This is a genomic window from Rhizobium freirei PRF 81 (assembly GCF_000359745.1).
GTDB classification, from domain to species: domain Bacteria; phylum Pseudomonadota; class Alphaproteobacteria; order Rhizobiales; family Rhizobiaceae; genus Rhizobium; species Rhizobium freirei.
Genome location: NZ_AQHN01000053.1, coordinates 1 through 22196 on the forward strand (window position 1 = coordinate 1; position 22196 = coordinate 22196).

The following is a 22196-nucleotide window of genomic DNA, read 5'->3' on the forward strand; positions in this document are numbered from 1 at the left end:
ACTGTCGTCACGCTGGTCTCCCGATATGAATTCGACGCCAATCTACAAATCATCGGCACGGCGGAATTGCCTGCCAACGCCCTATGGTGTCTGAAAGCGGTAATTGCAAGGAGAAACGGCAGCCGATCAATCGAGACCGGCATGTCTGTGCGCGGCATAGGTCTGGACCTTCGAGCGCAGTTCTGCAAGTTCCTGCCTGATACGCAGCCACTCATCCTTGGCGGCCGCCGGGGATTCTGCCTCGAGCACCTGCTCCGCAGGAGCCTCGTGGGCTACATCTGGCAGCAGCAAATATGCCGGCTCGACCTCACGCTGGGAGACAGGCTTCGATATGGCTGCTTCAACGATTGCATGATCCTCAGCCTCCGTGACGCCGGCCAGCCATTTCCGCAGGAAAACCAGGCAGAGCGACAGGCCGAAGCCTGCCAGGAAGCCGGCAGCCTGATTGCTCGCGAGGTGATCGTCGATCGGGGCAGCGGCTGCGACGGCCTGTGAAATCACCGTCATCGGCGCCCTGGTGTCCGACGGAGCCAGCGCCGCATTCTGCCGATCGGCGTCATAGCGGCTTTGCGCTGCGGCGACTGCATCCTGCAGCTCTCCGAGACGCACGATATCGACATCGATGCTCTTCTGACTGAGAGCGGTCATCCGCGCGGAGAAAGCCTCCTGTTTTTCCAGCGCAGCCTTCAGCGCCGCGTCGCTGCTGACGACGAGCCGCTGCAACTGGCCGCGGATGCCGGAGGTCAGATCATCCACCGTCGCCTGCTGTGCAAGCAGGCGCGGATGGCGAGGGCCGAGCTGGGTCGAAAGCTGGGCGAGCTGCGCCTTTGCAGCGCTATAGCGGCTGCGCAGATCGTCGAAACCGGCAGGAGCAAGACCTGCCGGCAAGGCACCGCTCAACAGGGAAGCGGGCGTCGCCGATTTGGCCGCGGACGCATTTGCCCGAGCGCTGCGTACCGCCTGATCCGCTGCCTTGATTTCACTGTCCAACTGCCGGCGCAGGTCCTGCGTCGCCACGGCGGCTGCGATCTTGTCTTCGCCGTAACGCGCCTTGAAATCGGCGAGCGCGGCCGAGGCGCGACCGAGTTCCTTGCGGCTGCGACCGCTTGCTGTATCGCCGACGCTCGACGCTGCCGCCACCTGCGCGACGGCGGAATCGTAAACGGTCGTAACGGCCAGACGATTGGCGATATCAGCGGATCTGACCGGATCGCCCGACATGACTGTCAGCCGCAACAGGCCGGTGGCATCGTCGATGCTGACGGTGACGTTCCTGCGAAGTGTTGCCTGCGCGCGCGATGGCGCATCCGAGGCATTGCCGTTGCCCGACAGGAGCTCCATGGCGACCCCGAGGGCGCCCGCACGGCTGCCGGTGAATTCCGGATCGCGATCAAGTTTTAACCTGGCAACGACATCTGAAAGCGCTGATGGCGCAACTGCGCGCTTCGCCGCGATATCCAGCACGGACTGACGTACCCTGCCCTCGCCTTCGGCATGCAGGAATGCCTGCGACATGTAAAGCGGCGGCGGCGCGAGCGCGGTCGGAACGGCCGCTCCTGCCAGCGCGGTTGCCACGACAAAGCCCAGCGAGCGGATGCTGAGGGACCAGTTGCGACGCCGGCGCATCGGATCGGGAAGAACAGGCGCGGAGATCTGCTGCAGCGGCTCGGTTTCGAGCAGGTCGGGCACGAATTCCAGCAGGTCGGGGACGGGCTCCGACGGCCGGCCGGCCGCGGGTTCGCTTTCCCCGTAACGATGGCTCAGGATGCTGCCGATCTGTTCTGCCAGCGGCTGGGGTTGCGGAGCTCCTTCCGGCGGCCGCGCTCTTCCGCCCGATACCGGATAGGGATCGCCATTCAGCCTTCTGCGCAGAATCGCCCGCAACTCGGCATCGCGCGGGTCGTCGGAATTGGCCGCACGCAGACTGGTGCGACCCCGACGGTCGTCGTCCATGCGATCGGCAAAAGCGCGCTCACCCAGCTTTTGCGAAGCCACGAAGGTTTCCCCCTCGTCGGGATAGAATCCGGTCCTGGTTTTACTTTCAAACATGGCGGGTCATCTCGCATGCGCGGTCACAGACCGATGCAAATGGTTAACCCACTCTAAACTTTCATAGCAAAGAAAGGGTTAACGCCTTCGCCCGCAGCGTCAGCTCGCCAATTTGTCTGGCGGCATGAGGCGTGGCCTCGCCTGCTGCGTCTCAGTACGATCGATCCGCTCCCTGCGGCTGAACTGATGCCGGATGACCTGATAGAGGAAAAGCGGTACGCCGACCATATAGCGCCGCCACAGCCTGCTCGGCTCCAAGGCGAGGCGAAACAGCCATTCGCTGCGGATCGCCCGCACCAATACCGGCGCACGCGGCACCGTACCGGAGACGAAATCGAAGAGCGCGCCCACGGTCAGGACCAGCCGCGCATGTTGCGGTCCGACATGTTCGGCAACCCATTTTTCCTGCAGGGGGGTTCCCATGCCGACGATCAGCACATCGATCTTTTGCTGGCTGATTTCCGCGGTGACGGCATGGCTCTTCTCCGGATCGAAGAAGCCATCGGAAATGACGATGAATTCGTGCCACGGCGCGTGCTGCCGCAGCTTTTCCGCCGCCTTTTCGACGACGGAGCGACGGCCGCCCAGCAGGCCGATGCGTTTCGTCCGCTCCATGAAGGTCAACAGCGCCGGAACGAAATCCGTGCCGTTCAGATTGGCGGGAAAGGGTTCGCCATGGGCGACGCGGGAAGCGATATCGAGACCGACGCCATCAGGCAGAACAAGGTTGCGCTCCAGCACCTCGCGATAGCTGTCATCGCGCAGCATCACCAGCATGTTGTGGGCGTTGACGAAGGAGATCGAGGTCTGTCCGACCGGCAGGGACGCGAGTTCGTTGACGAAGGTCAGCGCATCTTCCCAATTGAGATCGCAAACCGGCAGATCGAAGATCGTGCGGCGCGACGCGGCGACGGAGAAATCAGCAACCTTGTTCAATCCAACAACCTCCTGCCGGCGTCGTCGACATGACGGGCGCCGGTAAAGCAAGCCCCTGCCCCTATGCCGGTCATCGGCTCTGCGACGATAGAGGCATTGCTAGGAGGTGTTTATAGCAAAGCAATCCCAAGCTTCGGTTAGGATAAAAAACTGCAATTGCCTGAATGAAGCAAGCTTTCGTTAAGCATGCCAGCGGCCGCGAACCGCTCGCTGGCCGTCACTCCTCGCCCGAAACGATCGCCGATGCAACAAGGCGCACCAAAATGATACTATTCGGCCGGAACCTTGCTCTTTGCTGCGTCCTGCACGATCTTCACCGGCTTGACCGTCCGCTTGCCGATGCTTTCCCCGCCATGGGTTTCTTCCTTGGACAGGTAGTCGAGCTGTTCGACCAGGACCTCGGCGACATAATTGCCGCCGAGCCGCTCATTCATCCGCTTCTTCAGATCGCTGCGAAAGGCCGCAATGTCGAAGTCCTGTGCGTGACCGATATCGATCGTCTTGTTGCCTATCAGCAGCGAGAAGAGCTCGTCGGTCGTCAGCTCCGGCAAGGGTATCTGCAGCGAAGCCGCCTTGCCTTTCTCCATCATGAAGGAGATGCGGGTGAGGAAATAGCCGGTCACCTGGCCGTTGGCGATAACGGGGACATTGATCGATTCGCCCTTGACCAGTTCCTGCTGCGCCTTCTTGGCATCATCAGGGTTGATCGCAGGCGCGGTCGCCGTCTGCACCGAAAAATAGACCGAAGCCAATGTTACCGCGCAGACCCAAAGGCCGGTGAGCACGAGCTTGATCATCCGGCCTCACGGACGCGGAATTGCTCCTGCGAATAGGTGCCATCGGTGTCCGCATTCTGTGCGGCGTTCTTCAGAATGTCGGCAACGGCGCGCACCGCTTCAAGATGAGCTTCCACGCGGCGGGCATTCACCACCAGCTTCTTCTTCAGCCCATGCAGCTGCTCGACATGCGCAACGGCGAGATCCGCCGGGTCCGTATCACGAAACAGCATCGACAATTCGTAAAGGCAGCGGCTCTTATGAGCGTTCGACACCTTCAGATCGAATTCCGGGTCGGTGCCGATCCGGTTGTTCTCGTTGTCGATAATCATCTCCAGACGGCCAAGGACGGATTTGATCCGATAGTCCTGTGACATCACTTCCATGTTGCTACCTCGCTTATGCTTTCTGGGACGTCAGCGTATTATGATTGGTAATGCTCCTGTCGCCGTCGGAGGCGTCAGTTGCCGCAAGCGTCTTGCGCTGAAAATCCGTAATGGCGCTGAGCGCCATCTTCTTGTCGTTCTCATCGGTCGTTGCATTGACGACGCCGCTGTTGCGCATCTTGTCGACCTGTTCCTTGTACATCTTCTCGGCGATGCCGACGCCGCCGTCCTTGGCGAGCGTATTGCCCAGCTGCTCGGCCATCATGCCCTTCCAGATCTCGCCGGCCGAACCCTTGCCGTAGAGCGTCTCGCTATTGGGCAGCATGTTCTTCACGAAGTTCTGCAGCACCATGGCTTCGAACTTGCGATAGGCCTGCGGCACCTTCGTCTGGGCGGCATGCGTATTGGCATTGCCAAGGCCGGCCTGCGTCGCGGCGCTGTTCAGCGCATCGACAGTCGCGCCGAAGCCATTGCCGTTTTCGGCCAGGCTGGTAGCGGCAAAAGCGGCTCTGTTGGCGGCGAGCTTGGCCTGAGCAACCTCGACATCGGCCGGATTGGCGGCCTTGACGACATCGAGGACCAAATCACTCGGAGGCGAAATAGCCACGTCACGTCTCCTTCTGCTATCGCACGCGCCCCAAAAACGCGATGCAACGATCGCGGCGCATGTCGAATCAAACGGTTAGAGCAAGCGGGCAAGCCGATGCTCTATGATCGCGACGATTATGAATTTTGAACCTTGCTGGAGGCTGGCGTTGCGCCGGCGAAGCGCTGGTCGATGACGTCATAGACCGCATTGTCATCCGCCTCGCGGGCTTCGAGCGCGCGGGCATCCTTCATATGTTCTTCCAGCCGTTCGGCTTTGGTGCGCTCCTGCTGCACCTTCATCTGAATCATCGTCTGGATGCCTTCCAGCTGCTGATCCTTGAGCGTCAGGCGGCCGTAGCGTTCGGCGTAATGGATGGAGAACGCCATATGCACGGGATCGATCGAGCCGATGGCGTCCATGACCCGTTCCATCGACTCCGTCACTTCCACGCGCTGGCGAGTGGTATCCGCAAGCTCGTTCTCGGCGATCCGCTCGAGATGACGCTGCACCGCGACGAGACGCTTCAGTTTTTCGGAACGGTTTCTTTCCGCCATAGCCTACCTGCCCACCATGCGGCTGTCCCAGGCGGCCACGGAAGTGTGATTGCCGCTATCCTGTCCCATCGGCTAGTGCCCGTTGAAGACGGTGAGGAACGCACTGGAGAATTGATTGATCATCGCCGCGATGCTCCAGTAAAGCATGAACAAGCCGCCCATCAGAAGATAGGGCGTGGAGATGAAATAGATCGGAATCTGCGGCGCCAGCTTGTTGATGAAGCCGATCGAAATCTGGAACATCATGCCGTAAAGCAGAAACGGGCTCGACAGCCGCAGCATGATGAAGAAGGTGGTTGCCAGCGTATCCGTGATCGAAATCAGCGCGGCGCGCGGCTCGATATGGCCGCCGAAGGGGATGACGGTATAGGAATCCACCAGCGCCTGGAGAACATAATGATGAAAATCCAGCATGAAGAGAACCATCAGCCCGCAGAAGCTGATGAAGCTGGTCAAGGACGTTTCGCTTGAATCTTCAATGAGATCCGCACCGGCCGGCGCGTTGAAGCCGATCAGCATCGAGATGGTCGTGCCGGCAAACTGCAGGCCGAGCGTGTAGATCCGGGCCATCATGCCGTACATCAGGCCGATGATCGTCTCCGTGAAGATCAGGACGATATAGCTTGCGCCGCTATTTGCCACCGCCGGGTAGATCGTGTTCCAGAGCAGCGGCAGAACGGCCATCGACAATGCCGCGGCGAGAAGCAGCCTTATCTGCACCGGCACGCGGCCCGACGAGAACCCCGGGAGCACCATTATGCAGCCGCCGATGCGGCAGAAGGCGACGAACATCGCCAGAATGGTCCCCTGGGGGTCTGTTATCATGAAATCGAACCTAGAATCTTGATTTCGATCCCCTTGGCCAACTCCACATGCGACAGAACCGGAAGCGTCGCGAACAGGCGTTCGATGATCATGCGCACATAGGAGCGCGTTTCCGGCGACGTGACAAGAACGAAGGGCATGCCTCTGTCCATGTATTCACGGATAACTTTGCCTGCCTGCTCGCTGAACTCTTCGAGGCTGCGCGGGTCGATGTCGAATTCGACGATTTCACCCTTCTGGTCGCGCTTCAGCGCCTGATGGAAGACCAGGTCCCATTTGCTGCCGAGCCGCAGGACGCGCAGCACGCCATTGTCGGCCAGATCGCCGCAGAGCTGCTGGGCCATGCGCACGCGCACATGCTCGACGATCTGCTCGGTCTTGCGCACATGCGGCGCAAGTTCGGCTACTGCTTCAAGAATGAGATGCAGGTTGCGGATGGAGACGCGCTCGGCAAGCAGGAGCTTGAGCACGGCCTGCAGGCCCGAATAGGACATATGCGACGAGCAGATTTCGTCTGCGAGCTTCTTATACTCCGGATCGAGCCGCTCGATCAGGATCTTCACGTCCTTATAGGAGAGGAGCGCCGGCAGGTTGTTGCGGATGACCTCGCTCATATGGGTGAGCACGACGGAGACGTTGTCGATCGGCTGGAAGCCCTCGCGCTTCAGGTCCTCGGTGAACGCTTCAAGCACGGAAACGGCAGGCATGCCGAAAGCGGGTTCGCGAATCTCGTCGCCCGGAACGGTCGGCTTGCGGCCGGAGCCGGTGACGACAAGCACTTCGCCGACGCGCAGCATATTGGAGGCGATCGTCGTGCCGTGGATGCGGATCTGATAGGATTTGTCGGCAATCGCCATGTCGTCGACCACCTTGATCTCCGGCACGACGAAACCATACTGCGTCGCGAACTTCTTGCGCATCTTGCCGACACGGAAGGCCAGCTCCTGGTGGGCGCCGAGCAGGCGCGTGGAGACGATCTTGCCGAGAGCCAGCTCGATCTCGGCCGTTTTCAGAACGGACTTGACCGAATCCTTCTCCATCTCCTTCGTCTGCATCACCTTCTGCTCCTCGGCATCACGGCGAAGCTTGTTTTCGGCTTCGATCTGGCGCGGAATGAACCAAGCGCCGGAAGCCAGCAGGCCGCCAAGGAACACGAAAGGCAGGAAAGGCATGCCGGGCATCACGGCGAGAATGCCCATCAGGACGGCCGAGACGGCAAGCGCGCGCGGATAGCCGCTCAGCTGATTGATGACAGCCTGGTCGGTGGAGCCGGCCGTACCGCCGCGCGAAACGAGGAGGCCGGCAGCGAGAGACACGACAAGCGCCGGCATCTGCGAAACCAGACCATCGCCGACGGAGAGCTTGACGAAGACATCCGCTGCCTGACCGATCGGCATGCCGTGACGGAAATAACCGATGATAATGCCGCCGAAAATATTGATGCAGGTGATCAAGAGGCCAGCGACGGCATCGCCACGCACGAATTTCGAAGCACCGTCCATCGCGCCGAAGAAGGAGCTTTCCTCTTCGAGCTCGCGGCGGCGGCGCTGCGCTTCCTTCTCATCGATCAGGCCAGCCGACAGATCGGCGTCGATCGCCATCTGCTTGCCGGGGATGGCATCCAGGGTGAAACGGGCGCCGACTTCGGCGATACGCGTCGCACCCTTGGTAATGACGATGAAGTTGATGGTAATGAGGATCATGAAGACGATCAGACCGATGACGAAATCGCCGGACATCACCAGGCTGGCAAAGCCGGCGATGACGCCACCGGCAGCATTGTGCCCCTCATAACCGTGCGAGAGGATGACGCGCGTCGTCGCGATATTCAGCGCCAGACGCGTCATCGTGGCGATCAGCAGGATCGTTGGAAAGGACGAGAATTCCAGCGGCTTCTTGATCCACAAGGCGACCATGAGGATCAGCACCGAAAGCGCGATCGAAAAGGCAAGCCCGAGGTCGATCAGAAACGCCGGGATCGGCAGAAACAGCACGCACAGGATGACCATGATGCCGAGGGCGAACCCGATATCACGGATGCTAGGATTGGCTTTTGGGAGTGCTAGTGCGGGTGGTTGTGCCATCGACCGGTTTCCGTCTCTTCATGAGAGGAGGCAAACGGCTGACCCGCCTGCCCTATTCGAACCGATCTTTAGAAGGCGAAGCTTGCGCGAGAATGGCTTATGCGGGCAAGGCGCATGATCCGAAAGCCGTTTCGGCTACCGGACCAAATGTTTAGAACCCGGACTGAATTCGCGAGAAGACGAGATTGGTGAAGATCGAAATCTGCGAGCCGACGAAAGGGGCCGTGACGCCGATCGTCACCATGACGGCAACGATCTTCGGCACGAAGGTCAATGTCGCTTCCTGTACCTGGGTCAACGCCTGGATCAAGGCAATCACCAGGCCAACGACCATGGCGGCGAGAACCGCCGGACCGGAAGCCACGAGCACCGTCCAGATCGCCGCCTGGAAGATATCCAACGCATCGGCTTCGTTCATGGCTACATCCCTTGTTCAGCAGCTACTCATTAGCTGCCGGTCGAACCAGTATTCGACGAATCACTGCCGCTAGTATCCGTCGAAGCGGCCGGCGTATCAATGGTCGTGCCCGCAGGAGCGATCGTCACGCCGGCCTGGATCAGGATCTTGTCACCGGCATTGGTCTGGGCAATGACACCGTCCGTATAGACGGTTACTTCCTTGATCGTACCCGTGGTCTTGCCGTCGGCACTCATGATCTGCTTGCCGATATAATCGGACGCCTGCGATATCCACTGGTTCTGCAACACCGTTTGCAGATGCGAATTCGTCTGGATCTGCTGTTCGACCTGGGAGAAGCTCGCCAGCTGAGAAATCTGCTGGCTGGCGTCCATCGGGCTCGTCGGATCCTGGTTCTTCATCTGTGCGATGAGGAGCTGCAGGAAGTTATTATAGTTCAGGGTAGCGCTTGTGGCGGCAGTTGCAGCTGTGTTCGAGGAGTTGCTCGAAGAGCTGCCGTTCGCGCCGGTAACGGCGTTTACCGCTGCCATGGAGCGATCTCCCGGCGGATATGCTCGATCGTGGCCGCCGGCATTTCCTGATTGTTCAGAATATTGTCCTCGACCGGATAGAGCCCGCGGATCGCCTTCAGTGCGTCGAAGGCGCGGCCGGTGGCAACGAGGCCATCGATGCGTTTGAGCTCGGCCAGCACTTCCTCATTGTGGAAGCAGGACAGCAGCATGACGATCGACTTGCGGAACATCGCCGTCGACTGATCTTTGCCCTCGGGATTGATGAGGATCATCTGCGCGATGAAATAAAGCTGGCGCAGCGGAGTCGTCGCATCCTCGGGCTGGAGCACGTGGTTCTCAAGCAGGAATGTCACATCATTCAGGAATTCCAGAGCAACCTTGCGATCGACGCGCAGGACGGCCCCGTTGATAAAGATCTTTTCCCCGGCTTTGAGCGATATACGAAGCGTACTTTTCATTTAAGTCCATCCCTGATGATGGTGGTGACATCTATGATGCCTTGATAATTTACCGACTGGCGCCGCTGGATCCGATCGCACTCCTTCAGAATCCAGATGCCGATCGAGATTAGGTTGGCACGCAGTTCGACATTGAGCTGGTTCTCCGGACTTTTGAGGTCCTCGACGAAGCTCACCCATACGCGCCGCGTATAATAGAGTGCTTCAATCGTCTCGCGGCCGTATTTCTCCGCATCACGGGCCGCAGAAAGAAGATTTATCGACCGGTCCAGAACTTGTCGTTCTCGCTCCTTGGCGTCGGCCACTGCATCCTGCATGACTTCCGCATATGAGAACTGATACATTCATGCATCCTTCCTGGTCATTCCTTCCCTTTGATCATCAAAGGTAATTTACAAGACTTAACTGCTGGATCTTGGAGACGATGGTGTAGGCGGTCTCAAGTTGGGTCTGAAGGTTATTGACCTTGGTGGAAGCCTCGTAAGGATCCACCCCCGTCAAGTCACCTATGTTGGTATTGAGAATGGTCTTCTGCGCGTTCAGCGCCGTATTCGCGTCAGACAGGCGCGCTTGCGAAAGGCCGAGCTGGCTTGCCTGGTTGTTCAGTCCGTCGATTGCCTGGCGCGAGTAGCTGATGGCCTGGTCGGTGACCGCGCTCATGGCATCCTGGCTCAGAGCCGGCGTCGTGCTCATCAAGGCGTTGGTAACGCTGGTGGCGAGCGCCAGATAGCGCATGCCGGTCGAATTCGAATTGGTCGAGGTTTCGACGACATCGGTATTGCTGATCCGGCTCGTCATGTTCTGGTCCGATGCGCTCGACCAGCTCGCCCAGCTGGCATCGGTCGTGAACATCGGCTCGACCTGCGTGGTGATGAAATCCTTGATCTGGGCACCGGTGAGTTTGTCGATGGTCACGCCCTTACTCGTGGCGTACGTCCCCAACGCAGTTTGGATCGCCGCGTTTGTCGTAGACGAATTGTCGGTCATCGGCTGAACGTCGGTGTTGGTGCCGGCGAAAAGATATTCGCCGTTGACCATGACGTTGGCCGAGGCGATGACGCTCGACAAAGTCGATGTAGCGAGCTGCCGGCTCAGCGCGATGCTGTTGCTGTCGGTGTTGCCGCGCAACGCCACCAACTGGTCCATGAGCTTCTGTGCCTGTGAGCCCATGCCGGTCAGAGCCGTCTGCGACGAGGTCATCCGCTGGTTCGCAATCGAGTTGCTGCCCAGAATGGAATCGATGCGCGACACTTCTCTCCCAAGATTGACGCTGAGGGAGGTGTTGCTGCCCAGCGCGACGCCGATGTCGGCATAGACGCCGGTCGTCGCTTCCGTCGATGCATCGGTCATTTCGTTGCGCGCCTGACGGATCGTCTGGCGCATGGCATTCTGAATGGCTTGGCTCGAAATGAAAGAAAGTTTCATGGCTTAGCTCGCAATATCCAATACCGATTGAAGCATCGCATTGACTGCATTCAATATCTTGGTTCCAGCCTTGTAGGACTGTTCGATATCCATCATCAGCTTCAGCTCTTCGTCGAGGCTGACGCCGGTTGCATTCGAATAGGCGCCCGAGGAGCGCGACAGAGCTGCGGAGGTATTTTCCGCCGCCGTCGTTGCCGTGCTGCGCTGGCCTTCGAGCCAGCCTACGGAGCTCGCCGAGTAGCTCATGAGGGTTGCATTTGTATCAGAGCCGGCTTGGCTATCAAAGCTCATCTTGGTATTCATCGCGGTGATGAAGCCATCGAGCTGCGTCGAATAGCCGGCGTCCAGCGGCTTGGTCGGGTTCGCCGGATCGTAGCTTGGGTTGGTGATGTAGGCGGCACCGTTGATGCCGCCATCGCGCAGCAGCGTCGGATTTGCCACTGCAGCCGCGCTAAGCGTGATGGAGCCTGCCAGGCCAGTTACGATCGTCGGATTGCTCAATCCGGTGCCGCTGGTCCATGTGGTCGCACCCGAATAGGTGAACAGGCCCGCCGCCTTTGTTACGGGTGGGCTGGCTGAGCTCGTCGATTCCGCAAAGGTCGTCACCAGGCCGCGCGCGATCTCGTCGAGCTGCTTCTGATAGGTCGGCGCGACATCGTCGCGAACCTGAAGCGCCGCCTGAAGGCTGCCCTGCGCCGTCGTCGCCGCGCTCTGACCGGCAGTCAGCGCGACACCGTCGACGTAGACGCTATTTCCGGATGTCGAGGCCGTATATGAACCGGTCGCTTGAAACGTCACCGTGCGCGGGATGGTTTCGAACAGGGTCGTGCCGCTCGAGGTGTAGAGCGCCATATCGTTGCTGTTGCCGCGTGTAACCGCCGTCACACCGATGATCTGCGAGATCTGCTTCAAGATCGAGTCGCGCTGGTCGAGCGCATCGGCGGTAGCACTCGACGTCGGTCCGGCAGTCGTCGTCGCCGATTTCACCGCGTCGTTTGCCTCTTTGAACTGCTTTAGCAGGCCATTCAGCGTATCGACGTCAGAGCTGATCTGCTTGTCCGCGTCCGAGCGCGCATTCTGCACCGCAGTCGTGGCATTGTTCAGCGACGTGACCAGGCTTTGAGCGGCATTGATGGCGGCTTTCGCGGCCGTGGTGCTGGATGGAGATCCCGAATAGGTCTGCATCGCCGTCTGGAACGCGGTCAGATAGGTCGAGGGCGCAATCTCGTTGCTATTGCCACCGATCGTTGCAGACTGAAGATTGCTGTAAGCCTTCAGAAGCAGCTGCTGCGCCGAATCCGACGACGAATTGGCAAGAAATGCCGTCTGCAATGCCGGCTCTTCGCTGCGGGCGATCTTCACGACCTGCGCGCCGGACATGTTGGTCGTCAATATCGCCTGTCGACGCGAATAATCCGAATTATTCGTATTGGCGATATTGTTCGACACGACACTGCTTTGCGTGCCGGTATTGTTGAATATTGCCTGCGCGTTGTTGAGAGCTGTTGTGAGCGACATGACTGACTCGATACCCTATTCGTTTTAGCGCCGCAGATCGGCCGATGGCGCGCCGGATGTGTCAGGATAGCCCATCAGAATGAGGCCGGCGGAGTTGAACGGATTGTCGTTTGCGTCGCCCGCCAAAGCACCGGATCGGAGCCGAGGCGATCGTCTGCAAGCGTTCCGGAATGCGTGGCTTGCACGATGAGCCGGCTCCACATGCACGGTGATGCCGGAAATGGCGCGTGCACGAATCGTCTGCGCGTCCCCTTCCGCAATCACAGTCCTCATGCTGCCGAAATTCCTCATCTGGAATCCTCGTTATCCTTCATGTGACTGAGAGTAGGTGGCGGGCCTTGCGTGAAGCTGTCTGAGAGGACAAAAAACCGATCATCGTGAAATCGCCGCACCGAGCACCGCTTGAGACCCTCATTCAACACTCAGGAAATGGAAAATGGTAAGAAACGGCGCACCATTAGGTACAGGCAAGGGCGGCGCAGTTCGCAAAATAAGAAGCCCGGGAATCGTCGGATTCCCGGGCTTGCAATCGAATTCCGTAAGCTGGCAGCCGATTGGAAGGTTCAGTCCCAATCGATGCAGTAACCGAGGAAGCGCTTGGAATCGACGGGATCGAAACCGAGTTTCTTACGCAGCTTCTTGCGAAGCTTGGAAATATGGCTTTCGACCACGTTTTCTTCGACTTCCTCGTCGAAAATGCCGTAGATGGCATTGAAGATCTGCGTCTTCGTCACCCGGCGACCACGGTTGGCGATCAAATATTCCAGGATACGGCGCTCCCGTCGCGGCAGCGCAAAAATCTCGCCGTTGATCTCCGGATCGCGCCCGTCGGCAAAGACACGAATCGGTCCGATATCGGTATAGTTGCTAATGGCCTTGAGCCGCCGGCGGATCGCCGCGGCCCGTGCCAGGATCTCGCGGGGATGTACCGGCTTGCGCACGACATCGTCCACGCCGCAATCGAAGAGTGCAAGCGTCGATTCCAGTGAAGGTTGATCGCTGACTGCGATGACGGGTGCCGCCGTCCGGTCGCGAATCGCTCTGGGGAGCTCGTGAACATGCTGCCCCTGACCGATCAAAAACGCTTCAACAGCAGCAATATCGCCCTCTGCAGCCGTCGAGACCCATTCGCCGAATTCGCGTGGGTCAAATCCCGTGGACGGGATGCCCTCGCGTCCAAAGAGTGATGTGTATCCGTCCTTAACGAGCTCTCGCTCATCAACCACTACGATCATTCGTCCGCCTCCGAATCAGTGTGGTGTTTCGATGGCCTATGGGTACGAATCGGGCGAATCACGAACAACTGTCGGAAATGAGTGGCAGAAATTAATAATTGATTAACCATATGGGTGCGATTTGCACTACATCTAGTAGGTCATCTTCATTTCACACCGATAAAAAAGCTGTTAGTTAGCTCATCATTAACATCCGCATTTTGGGCAAACTGGCGGCAGTCAACTGCGTCGCATCGGTTAGCGCCAGCTAACCAGGCGGTCAATGCAACCTAGAGGCTGTTCAGTTCCGACAGAATGTGGCCGCGTTGGGCGTCCACTTGCCATAGCCGGTGGCAACCAGATTGGCGATCACGCGGCAAACATAGACCTTCTGGGCGGGGTCGTTGTTTGGTCCAGCGTGGTATCTAGCTACCGCCATGGTCCAGGTTTCATGCCTGTCATGGAGATTGCGGAGAAACTTGGCGGCATATTCGACGTTGCTTCGCGGATCGAACATCGCCTCCACGGACGTAAAATTCTCACCGTGGAAATACTGGTTTATCTGCATGCAGCCGACGTCTATAAGCTTGGCGCCGTTCTGCCGTGCAGCAGCAAAAACCTGCAAAGCGGCATTCTCGGACGGCGGGAAGATTGGTCGTCCTTCGACATTGAGCGCATAAGGATAGAGCGATCCCTTACGGCCCGTCTCCGTCAATCCGACCGAATAGAGAATTCCCTCCGGTATTCCGTATTTCGCCGCGGCCGACTGGATCTCACGCTCGCAGAGGCCGGCGGCACCATTGTCAGGCGGTGCCGGGTTCCCCGAGGCATAGGCCTCAGAGGTAGACGGCGCCAGAGCGAGGACGCTGAGCGCCGCCAGCAGCGCCATCTTCCACGCCGCGCTCACCCGAACTGCGATTGCCATTGTTTCCACCTGACTGCTGTCCCGAATAGTTCTGGCCTCGCGGATTTGCACTCCCGCCCTGCCCCTGATTCGGCAGGGATTGCTGCTGCGACTGGTTCGACCCGGACTGCCGCCCGCTGTCCGACTGCTGATCGGCATTGGAAGCCAGTGAGACGGTGATGTGGTCGACCTGATAGCCTTGGGCCCGCAGCGCGTCGACCATGCGGCTCTGATCCGCATGCAGCTGCCTGTAGGCCTCGCCGGTCTGTACCTTCAGATCGACGCTCAGCTGATCGCCGGAGAGCCGCATGGTGGCGGTGACGTCACCGAGATTATCGGGACGGAGCTGGATCTTCAGCGTGTTGACGACCTTGCCGGTACTGGTCAGATTCGCGGCATTGGAAAGCGCCGAGCCCGGCTGCATGGCGGCCGACCACTCGCGGTCGCCCGCCAGCGAACCGGCGACCAGCGCCGAATTGGAATTGGCGGCAAGCCCAAGATAGCGGCGGGAATCGAGGACGGTTACGGCCTGTGCGTCGCCGCCTGCGCCAACGCCCACGGTGACATCGGCCGCATCGTCACTGCGCTTGGCGATCGACAAATCGAGCGCGCCGCCTCGACCGTCTGCACGGGTCAGACGGAAGGTCTGCGCCGTATCCGTTACTTTGCCATCTTCCTGCGGCGCCGGCATAGTGCCGGTCGCGTCATCCTTCAGATTGGCATTGGCAAGCGCTACGCCCTGGATCTTCGCATCGCGAGGGACCTGCCCGGCTGCCGTTGCTGGTGTGCCCTGCGTCGCCACGGCGACTTGAGGAATATTCAGGAGCGACAGGGCATCGGAGATAGTGGGGGCAGCCTGGCCACCTTGCGTTGGCGCGGCCTTACCGTCTTCAGCGGGGGTGGCTGCGTCCTTGTCACCCTTCACCGGGGTCTTGCCGTTGCCGTCAGTCGGCACGGGCTTGCCGCCTGGCGCTGCCGCTTCCGTCAATTGCTGTACGATCCCGGCAAGCTGAGCGGCCGCGCGGATCTGCGCTGGCATCTTGCCGGTATCAGCCATGGTCGCCGCCGGATCGGCCGCCGCAGCATCGGCGTCCGCCGAAGCCGGGCCCGAGGCGGCCTTCTGAAGCTCTATCAATGATTTCGCCAGCGACAGGGCATCGGTCCCCTCCGGAGATTTCGCCCCCTTCGGCAGACCGGCGAGACCTGCAAGATTGGCTGCAGTTGTATCGATCATTCCGGCTCCGGCGTTGGCGCTTTCGTCGATGGCAAGACCATTCGCCACGGAACTTTCGGCCGATTTCGGTGCCGCTGCGTCCTTGTCGGTGTTGCTGCTGTCGGCCGTACCTGCATTCCCAGCCTTGCCAGCGCCAGCATTCGTGCCGGACGATCTGCGCCCATTGCCGCGGGAGCCGGTCAATGCCTCGAGAAAGCCCTTGCCGTCGTCGTCCTGCTTTGAAGAACGTGCGCCCTTGGCGGCAGCAAGAATATCCGCCCCGGAAGAGGCGCCGGATACACCGATGTCGTTCATGATCAATGACTTCCCTGCTTCAACAGACCGTCGATGGCATTCAGCTTCGAGCGGTTCGTCGTGACGAATGCGTTGAACGAAGAGTCGGCCTCCTGCCTCCCTCCCTCCGGGGCGGGAGCTGCCTTTGCCGCAGCTCCCTGCTCAACACCCGCCGTGGTGGGAGACTGGCCTCCCTCTTGATTCGTCACAGCAGCATCGTGTTCAGTATTCTGTTGATTGGGCAGGTTAGGAACATTGCCTTGCCCGAGGCTTGCCGGATCCGGCGCACGCAGAATCTCCTCCGCCACGGCCTTGGCCGCATCGCGCAAAGCACGATCCCGCGCGTTCAGCTCTCCGGCCGGCATCTGATTGAGGTTGCTGATCGCCGCTTGCAGATCTGGCGTCGATATGCCGGCAACGCCGCCATAGAAGCCCGCCAAAGCGCCGAAGGCATCGCCGCCGTCATTCGATATGGCCTGGGCGCGGCCGGCCGCCAGTGCGGCTAGATCGGACTTTCCGGCGATCGCCGCGCGGCGCGCCATGCGCAGATAGATCTCCCGCTGCCTGGGTGGATCCATAAAGGACAGAATGTCGACGATGTCCTGCTGCTTGACATCGGAATCGTGATCCACCGCCAGCTGAACGAAGAGGTCGGCGAACTGGCTGGCATAGGGGGAATGCAGGAAACGTCTCGTATAGCGCCGCGCATAATCGAGCCCCATCGGCACCAGCCCTGCATCGGTGCTTAGCGCCAGCGAGCGTCGCAGCGCGGATTCCTCGACGATCGTGCCGGGCGCCATCAAGCGAGCCCAATCATAAAGCTTCAACGCCGCCATGACATTCTTGCCCGACATGACGTTGCCGGCGACCAGCGAAAGGTAAGGGCCGATCGGCTTGTCGCGATATTCCCTGGCAATGTCCGCAAGCGTGTTGACGACCAGCAGCCCCTTACCGTTCAGATATTTCCTCAGAACATCTGCAACCCGATTGTCGAAATTGCCGTTGACGTCGCGCGACATCAAATATTCGAGCGTTTCCGGATTGCCGCCGCTCATTGCATAAGTCAGCGCGGCATCGACATTGCGGGTATCTTCAAAGATGGCTTTATCCGCATTGCGCAGACGGGCATCGACGGTCGCCAGCAGGAAGCGTTGCATCTCTCCAGCCGAGCTATCGCCCGCAACGACGGAATCCTGCACGAATTCAAGCGAGCGCAGCATCTTGTAGAGCGGCAGGTTGTCCTGCCCCTCCGCGCGAGCGCCACCCGGCACGAGGATGCCGAGGGTCAGCGCAAGCGCAAGGCGGTGACGATGCTGTTTGCGCGCCATGGCCTATCCCTGCTTGCCTTGGCCGGACTTGCCCTTGTCCGTGGCCGGCTTGACGGGGCTCTGGGCAGCGGGCTTGACGGGATCCTTCGCAGCCTGGCTCGACGGGCTGACGATCAGAATCTCGATGCGGCGATTGGCGTCGTTGAAGGGATCGTCGGGCAGTTTCAGCCGCCGGTCCGCAAATCCGGAGACCTGCGCGATCCGCTTTTCATCGAGGCCGCCGCTGGTCAGCATGTAATAGGCACTCTGGGCTCGATCGAGCGACAGACGCCAGTTGTCATTGCGGCCGCTGACCATATAGGGGCGTCCGTCGGTGTGGCCGCGGACCAGGATCGCTCCCTTGCGCTCCGCCAGCACCTTGCCGATCTTTTCCATCGCCAGCACCATTTCCCGGCGCGGCACGGCAGAGCCGATGTTGAACATCGGATCGTTGCTCTGGTCGGAAATCGTCACCAGCAAACCGCCCTCGGCAGACGTCACCTGAAGGCCCTCCGCCAGCTGGCCCGCAATGCCGCCGATCTGCGACTGTATTTCCTGCTGCAGCTCCTTGGCTTCCTGCTGCTGGGCTTTCGTCGGCGGGGTGTCCTTGGTCTGGGAAGCCGCGGCACTATCCTGGAAGCTCGAGGCAGCGCCCTGTTCCGTTGCGTTCGCGACCTGCTGCTGTGCCTGCTTGCCTTGTTGCTTGCCGACGGCCTGCTGCCCGGTGGCCTGTTGTTCACTCACGGTCGGCTGCTGTTCCGGGGTCTGCGGCTGCGTCGCCGGCTGGCCGCTATCGGCCGCCGTCGCCTTGGACAGGGCGATGACCTCGCCCTTGGGAGACTGATCCGACTTTGCGGACTGTTCCTCATTCGCCATTTTCGACGCGCTGGAAACGTGAACCTGCTTGGTCCAGAAATCCGGATCGAAGGGATCGCGATAGGCCTGACCGCCGTCGGCGCCCGTGGCCGGGCCAGACTGCGCGGCACCGCCCTCGCCCTTGGCGCTGACATTGGCCTGCTGGCCGACTTCCTGCGCGATTTCAGCCAGAACCGAATAGGGATTCTCGAAGAAATCCGCTTCGGAATAATTCGTCTGATCGCCCGATGTCGACGTCAGATCCTCGCCGGTCTTGGCCGATTTGCCGTCGTTGGGCCTGTCTTGCGGCTTGTCCGACTTCTGCTGGTTCTTTTCGCCCTGCGCCTGATCGACAGGCTTCTTGAGCCCCTTTTCCGTCGGCTTCTCGTCGGCGAGCTTGATCGGATTGAAATAGGAGGCGACCGATGCCTTCGTCTCCTCATTGGCGGCATTGACCAGCCACATGACGAGAAAGAAGGCCATCATAGCCGTCATGAAGTCGGCATAGGCGATCTTCCACGCGCCGCCATGACCACCTTCGTGATCGCCGCCGCCATGGCGCTTGACGATGATGATCTCGTGCTTTGCTTGATTTTGATCGCCGTCGCTCATTTCAGAATCTCTTTCAGGCCGGCGGCCCAGGCAGACATGCGGGTCACAAGAACGCTCTCACCGATCGTGACGGTGAGATCGACATCCTCAGCCTCGACGAGGCGCAGGAGAGCGGCTTCTTCGCCAAGATGGGTCTGAAGGGCCTCGAAGAGATGGCGCGGGCCGCTGACCGCGACGGGGCCGGCGCTGCCGTCCAGAATTGCCGTCCTGACTAGCTCGGCGAGATCGGCGACGGCCTTCGTCGTCAGCGTTTCGGTCATGACCGGCGCAAGGACTGCGGCAGCTTCCGCGCTGATTGCCTGGCCGAGCATCGTTGCGATGCGGGTCATGTCCGCAGCAATCTTCTGCGCCGCCTGCTCCTCGAAGCGCACCCGAAGATCATCCATTTCGGTGCGGAAGGAAGCGGCCATCGCATCGAGCTCGGCCTGATGCTTCCGGGTCAATTCCTGCGTCGCCGCGTCATGCCCTTCCGCATAGGCGGCGCGGCGCTCGGCCTCGACATCGACCGGCGGCTCCAAAGCGGGTTCAGGGAATTCCGCCGGCTCCGCAAAGACCATGTCCTGGAAATCGACGGGAGGCGCCTGTTCGGCGCTGAAATCCTTGAGATATCGGGATAGGGTCAAGCTCAAGCGCGCATCTCCTCGTTCGCGTCGGTAGGACGCTGTCGATGGATGCCACAAGAGGGCCGATCATTTCCCATTCTCAAAACGTCGATCATCACGCTTCCGGTTTCCGTCCTCTGGCAGCGTTTAGCGGAGATGACGACTATCTCCGGCAAACGGCGCAGCCATGCCACTGCGCTGGACCGTAGGCAGTCAAACTTGTGCGAAGATGAATGCGGAGCGGCATACCCGGATCGGCGATGCCGCCCGACATCATTTCGACTGAAGGATAATCAACACCTTGCTCGCCATGCTGTTGGCGATCGACAATGCCTGAACGCCCATCTGTTGCGCCGTCTGCAGCGCGGACTGCCGCACGGACGCTTCTTCCATATTCGTATCGACGAGATCGCCGACACTGCTCTTGATGGTGTCGCTGAGCTTGGAAATATAGTTCGACTGGTCGTCGATGTTAGACTTCATAACGCCCAGCGTCGAAGCCGCCGAGGTTGCCGATTTCAGAAGCGAACTCGTGACATTGAGCATGTCCGTCAGCTGCGCATCCGTCGTGCTGCTCGAGATAGCGATTTCCGTGCCGCCTGCCGGCGGCGTGCCGGCATCGGCAGCCAGAAGATAGTAGTTGCGAGGTGTCGCGCTGCCGCCCGATGCGTCAAGCGTGCTTGCATCGACATTTTTCGTCAGCAATCCCCGGCTGGGATCGAAGCTATCGATCATCAGGGTCTGGGAGCTATCGTAGCCGATCGTCGTGAGGCTTATCTGGCCGCCCGTGCCGCGGGTGAAATTGCTGATCACCGACTGTTGCGTGCTGGGATGCTCGCCGGTGTTGTAGAGCCAGTTTTCGCTGGAGAAGTCTGCCGATTGCGTAACCGCTTGCAACTGGTCCTTGAGCTGCTGGATATCGGAGTTGACGGCATCCTTGTTCGTGCCGGCTTCACTTGCCGAAACCAGCTTGGACTGGATCTTGGTCAGCAGGCTGACGACCGTATCCATGGCAGTCGATGCGGTATCGACTTTCGAGGAGCCGAGGCCAAGCGCATCGTTGATGGTGGAAAGGCTGCTCTGGTCCGAGCGCATGGTGTTCGCCATCGACCAGTAGGTAGGACTGTCACTCGCATTCTGGACGCGGAAGCCGGATGAGACCTGCTGTTGCACGACACCGAGATCTTTGTTGACTCCACGCAGCACGATCAACGCCGCAGACGTGGCCGCATTCGCCGTCACATTGCTCATCTAAAAAATCCGTAGTTCCATTGGGATTGGCAAACCGGGCAAATCCGGCAGCAACGATTGGCCTCATGCCCGCCAGCGGGAAATGTCCCAGCGCGGCCCGTCGCTAAAACAGGATGCCGGCTTCGCTTTGAGGAAAGTCGAAAGCCCGCTCCTGAGCAAAAACTGCAAATCAGTTGTCGATAAGGTTAACAAAAGCCTAGGCGCGACGACAAGAGAGAAATACCGCCGCGCTATCTTAGCGCAAGCTCCAATCAAGCTTTGAAGAGCGACAGCACGTTCTGCGCGCTGGTGTTGGCGATCTGCAGCGATTGGATCGCCAGCTGCTGCTGCGTCTGCAGTGCCGACAACCTGCTCGATTCCTGTTCCATATTCGCGTCGACGAGCTTGCCGACACCCGAATCGATCGTGTCGCGCAGCGTGGAGACGAAGTTGGTCTGCAGGTCGATGCGGGTCGAGAGCGAGCCCAGCTGAGAGGACGTGCTCGTCATGGCGTTGAGCGCGCCCTGGACGAGATTCATCGCCTTGCCGATATCGCCGTTGGTCATGCCCGTGATGTCGAGGCTGAAGACGGAATAGGAGTTGCTGCCGATCGTCTGCTTGCTGCCGAGAATACCCGAACTGGTATCGAGCGCGCCGCTGGGCTTTGCGCCGAACATGACGTTGCCGTGTGAGCCGGTATCGAAACTGTAGCTGGTGCTGTTGACGGAAACCGTGCCGTTGTTGTTGCGAACGAAGGACGAAACGACGGAGGCCGAGGCGCCGTTTGCGGCATACATCCAGTTCTGACCGGAGAAGGACGCCGATTGGGCAATGCTTTCCAATTGCTGCTGAAGCTGCGAGATCTCTTGCTGCACGTCGCCCTTGGAGACGCTGTTTTCGGTCGCGGCGACCAGCTTGTCCTTGATCTGCCCGACGACGGTGAGGGCAGTGCTCATCGCCGTATAGGCGGTATCGACCTTGGCGGCGCCCAGACCCAGCGCATCGGACACGGCAGACAGCGCGCTATTGTCGGAGCGCATGGAGGTCGCGATCGACCAGTAGGCGGCGTTGTCGGAGGCCTTGGCAACACGATAGCCGGAGGAAACGCGGCTCTGGGTATCCTGCAGATTGTTATTGATCGAGCGCAGGGTCTGGAGAGCGGACATAGCCGCGACATTGGTAAGGATGCTGGTCATTGAGGGTGCCCCTTGTGGCTGAAATTTGGAAGGGACATTCCGGTCTGGGGCCGGGAACGGCAATCAGCCTCATGCTTGTTAACCGGCTCTTAGGAGTGGTTAACCAACCGTTGCGTTAGCTGCAACTGACAGCAATAGCGTTAATAAAAGGTTAATGCCGCCCACAAAAGTTAACGAAATCAGGCCCGACAAGGACTAACGGGCGTCGACCGCGGCATCGTTTTCAACAGTGCGGAATT

At 59.8% G+C, this 22196-nt stretch carries 23 protein-coding genes; all 23 read right to left on the reverse strand.

Features of this window, described 5'->3' with window-relative positions; translation table 11 throughout:
• Positions 1-126 precede the first annotated feature (126 nt).
• The 23 genes from RHSP_RS08590 to RHSP_RS08700 all read right to left on the reverse strand — a co-directional run bounded on the left by RHSP_RS08590 (position 127) and on the right by RHSP_RS08700 (position 21957).
• On the reverse strand, positions 127-2049 hold the full coding sequence (locus tag RHSP_RS08590) for a GumC domain-containing protein (RefSeq protein WP_004114900.1): 1923 nt from the start codon (positions 2047-2049) through the stop codon (positions 127-129).
• 99 nt (positions 2050-2148) lie between these two features.
• Positions 2149-2985 (reverse strand): WecB/TagA/CpsF family glycosyltransferase, encoded by an 837-nt coding sequence (locus RHSP_RS08595; RefSeq protein ID WP_004114903.1) that lies wholly within the window; start codon positions 2983-2985, stop codon positions 2149-2151.
• Between the two features lie 269 nt (positions 2986-3254).
• Complete coding sequence (locus RHSP_RS08600) at positions 3255-3782, reverse strand: hypothetical protein (RefSeq protein ID WP_004114905.1); 528 nt, start codon at positions 3780-3782, stop codon at positions 3255-3257.
• Positions 3779-4147 carry a hypothetical protein gene (locus RHSP_RS08605; RefSeq protein WP_004114908.1) on the reverse strand — a complete coding sequence of 123 codons (369 nt, stop codon included), beginning with the start codon at positions 4145-4147 and terminating at the stop codon, positions 3779-3781. Before RHSP_RS08605 ends, RHSP_RS08600 begins: the two co-directional genes overlap by 4 nt.
• A 13-nt stretch (positions 4148-4160) precedes the next feature.
• Positions 4161-4754 (reverse strand): rod-binding protein, encoded by a 594-nt coding sequence (locus RHSP_RS08610; RefSeq protein ID WP_004114910.1) that lies wholly within the window; start codon positions 4752-4754, stop codon positions 4161-4163.
• A gap of 116 nt (positions 4755-4870) precedes the next feature.
• Positions 4871-5290 (reverse strand): hypothetical protein, encoded by a 420-nt coding sequence (locus RHSP_RS08615; RefSeq protein WP_004114913.1) that lies wholly within the window; start codon positions 5288-5290, stop codon positions 4871-4873.
• Positions 5291-5362: 72 nt separating this feature from the next.
• The gene (fliR, locus tag RHSP_RS08620) at positions 5363-6115 is read right to left on the reverse strand and encodes a flagellar biosynthetic protein FliR (RefSeq protein ID WP_037150675.1); all 753 of its coding nucleotides are present in this window, start codon (positions 6113-6115) and stop codon (positions 5363-5365) included.
• Entirely contained in the window at positions 6112-8199 is a 2088-nt protein-coding gene (flhA, locus tag RHSP_RS08625; protein WP_004114919.1) for a flagellar biosynthesis protein FlhA, read from the reverse strand. The genes fliR and flhA overlap by 4 nt, the downstream gene beginning before the upstream one ends.
• Before the next feature lie 151 nt (positions 8200-8350).
• Positions 8351-8617, reverse strand: coding sequence for a flagellar biosynthesis protein FliQ (gene fliQ / locus RHSP_RS08630; protein ID WP_004114921.1), 267 nt, complete (start codon positions 8615-8617; stop codon positions 8351-8353).
• A 29-nt stretch (positions 8618-8646) separates the two neighbouring features.
• Positions 8647-9147 carry a flagellar hook assembly protein FlgD gene (gene flgD / locus RHSP_RS08635; protein WP_004114924.1) on the reverse strand — a complete coding sequence of 167 codons (501 nt, stop codon included), beginning with the start codon at positions 9145-9147 and terminating at the stop codon, positions 8647-8649.
• Positions 9135-9587: a flagellar biosynthesis repressor FlbT gene (gene flbT, locus RHSP_RS08640; protein ID WP_004114927.1), complete on the reverse strand. Its 453-nt coding sequence runs from the start codon at positions 9585-9587 to the stop codon at positions 9135-9137. Before flbT ends, flgD begins: the two co-directional genes overlap by 13 nt.
• A complete protein-coding gene (gene flaF, locus RHSP_RS08645) occupies positions 9584-9931 on the reverse strand; it encodes a flagellar biosynthesis regulator FlaF (RefSeq protein WP_004114928.1) in 348 nt (115 codons plus the stop codon). The genes flbT and flaF overlap by 4 nt, the downstream gene beginning before the upstream one ends.
• Positions 9932-9968: 37 nt before the next feature.
• Complete coding sequence (locus tag RHSP_RS08650; protein WP_037150681.1) at positions 9969-11012, reverse strand: flagellar hook-associated family protein; 1044 nt, start codon at positions 11010-11012, stop codon at positions 9969-9971.
• Positions 11013-11015: 3 nt separating this feature from the next.
• A complete protein-coding gene (gene flgK, locus RHSP_RS08655) occupies positions 11016-12530 on the reverse strand; it encodes a flagellar hook-associated protein FlgK (protein ID WP_004114932.1) in 1515 nt (504 codons plus the stop codon).
• Positions 12531-12554: 24 nt separating this feature from the next.
• Positions 12555-12803: a hypothetical protein gene (locus RHSP_RS08660; RefSeq protein ID WP_004114953.1), complete on the reverse strand. Its 249-nt coding sequence runs from the start codon at positions 12801-12803 to the stop codon at positions 12555-12557.
• A gap of 290 nt (positions 12804-13093) precedes the next feature.
• Positions 13094-13765, reverse strand: a complete 672-nt coding sequence (rem, locus tag RHSP_RS08665) for a transcriptional activator Rem (protein WP_004114956.1) — start codon at positions 13763-13765, stop codon at positions 13094-13096.
• Positions 13766-14045: 280 nt separating this feature from the next.
• Entirely contained in the window at positions 14046-14633 is a 588-nt protein-coding gene (locus tag RHSP_RS08670) for a lytic transglycosylase domain-containing protein (protein ID WP_081615298.1), read from the reverse strand.
• Positions 14581-16176: a flagellar hook-length control protein FliK gene (locus tag RHSP_RS08675; RefSeq protein WP_004114962.1), complete on the reverse strand. Its 1596-nt coding sequence runs from the start codon at positions 16174-16176 to the stop codon at positions 14581-14583. Before RHSP_RS08675 ends, RHSP_RS08670 begins: the two co-directional genes overlap by 53 nt.
• Before the next feature lie 2 nt (positions 16177-16178).
• Complete coding sequence (motC, locus tag RHSP_RS08680) at positions 16179-17483, reverse strand: chemotaxis protein MotC (RefSeq protein WP_004114965.1); 1305 nt, start codon at positions 17481-17483, stop codon at positions 16179-16181.
• A 3-nt stretch (positions 17484-17486) separates the two neighbouring features.
• Positions 17487-18929 carry a MotB family protein gene (locus RHSP_RS08685; protein ID WP_004114969.1) on the reverse strand — a complete coding sequence of 481 codons (1443 nt, stop codon included), beginning with the start codon at positions 18927-18929 and terminating at the stop codon, positions 17487-17489.
• Positions 18926-19558 carry a hypothetical protein gene (locus tag RHSP_RS08690; RefSeq protein ID WP_004114972.1) on the reverse strand — a complete coding sequence of 211 codons (633 nt, stop codon included), beginning with the start codon at positions 19556-19558 and terminating at the stop codon, positions 18926-18928. Before RHSP_RS08690 ends, RHSP_RS08685 begins: the two co-directional genes overlap by 4 nt.
• A 246-nt stretch (positions 19559-19804) precedes the next feature.
• Positions 19805-20782 carry a flagellin N-terminal helical domain-containing protein gene (locus RHSP_RS08695; protein WP_037150689.1) on the reverse strand — a complete coding sequence of 326 codons (978 nt, stop codon included), beginning with the start codon at positions 20780-20782 and terminating at the stop codon, positions 19805-19807.
• A gap of 251 nt (positions 20783-21033) precedes the next feature.
• Complete coding sequence (locus tag RHSP_RS08700) at positions 21034-21957, reverse strand: flagellin N-terminal helical domain-containing protein (RefSeq protein WP_004114976.1); 924 nt, start codon at positions 21955-21957, stop codon at positions 21034-21036.
• Between the last annotated feature and the right edge of the window lie 239 nt (positions 21958-22196).

Bases quoted from the DNA above. Each gene is read 5' to 3' on its own strand.
- RHSP_RS08590 (WP_004114900.1), bottom strand. From the start codon at position 2,049: ATGTTTGAAAGTAAAACCAGGACCGGATTCTATCCCGACGAGGGGGAA.
- RHSP_RS08600 (WP_004114905.1), bottom strand. From the start codon at position 3,782: ATGATCAAGCTCGTGCTCACCGGCCTTTGGGTCTGCGCGGTAACATTG.
- RHSP_RS08605 (WP_004114908.1), bottom strand. From the start codon at position 4,147: ATGGAAGTGATGTCACAGGACTATCGGATCAAATCCGTCCTTGGCCGT.
- RHSP_RS08615 (WP_004114913.1), bottom strand. From the start codon at position 5,290: ATGGCGGAAAGAAACCGTTCCGAAAAACTGAAGCGTCTCGTCGCGGTG.
- fliR (WP_037150675.1), bottom strand. From the start codon at position 6,115: ATGATAACAGACCCCCAGGGGACCATTCTGGCGATGTTCGTCGCCTTC.
- flhA (WP_004114919.1), bottom strand. From the start codon at position 8,199: ATGGCACAACCACCCGCACTAGCACTCCCAAAAGCCAATCCTAGCATC.
- fliQ (WP_004114921.1), bottom strand. From the start codon at position 8,617: ATGAACGAAGCCGATGCGTTGGATATCTTCCAGGCGGCGATCTGGACG.
- flgD (WP_004114924.1), bottom strand. From the start codon at position 9,147: ATGGCAGCGGTAAACGCCGTTACCGGCGCGAACGGCAGCTCTTCGAGC.
- flbT (WP_004114927.1), bottom strand. From the start codon at position 9,587: ATGAAAAGTACGCTTCGTATATCGCTCAAAGCCGGGGAAAAGATCTTT.
- flaF (WP_004114928.1), bottom strand. From the start codon at position 9,931: ATGTATCAGTTCTCATATGCGGAAGTCATGCAGGATGCAGTGGCCGAC.
- RHSP_RS08650 (WP_037150681.1), bottom strand. From the start codon at position 11,012: ATGAAACTTTCTTTCATTTCGAGCCAAGCCATTCAGAATGCCATGCGC.
- flgK (WP_004114932.1), bottom strand. From the start codon at position 12,530: ATGTCGCTCACAACAGCTCTCAACAACGCGCAGGCAATATTCAACAAT.
- RHSP_RS08660 (WP_004114953.1), bottom strand. From the start codon at position 12,803: ATGAGGACTGTGATTGCGGAAGGGGACGCGCAGACGATTCGTGCACGC.
- rem (WP_004114956.1), bottom strand. From the start codon at position 13,765: ATGATCGTAGTGGTTGATGAGCGAGAGCTCGTTAAGGACGGATACACA.
- RHSP_RS08670 (WP_081615298.1), bottom strand. From the start codon at position 14,633: ATGGCGCTGCTGGCGGCGCTCAGCGTCCTCGCTCTGGCGCCGTCTACC.
- RHSP_RS08675 (WP_004114962.1), bottom strand. From the start codon at position 16,176: ATGAACGACATCGGTGTATCCGGCGCCTCTTCCGGGGCGGATATTCTT.
- motC (WP_004114965.1), bottom strand. From the start codon at position 17,483: ATGGCGCGCAAACAGCATCGTCACCGCCTTGCGCTTGCGCTGACCCTC.
- RHSP_RS08685 (WP_004114969.1), bottom strand. From the start codon at position 18,929: ATGAGCGACGGCGATCAAAATCAAGCAAAGCACGAGATCATCATCGTC.
- RHSP_RS08695 (WP_037150689.1), bottom strand. From the start codon at position 20,782: ATGAGCAATGTGACGGCGAATGCGGCCACGTCTGCGGCGTTGATCGTG.
- RHSP_RS08700 (WP_004114976.1), bottom strand. From the start codon at position 21,957: ATGACCAGCATCCTTACCAATGTCGCGGCTATGTCCGCTCTCCAGACC.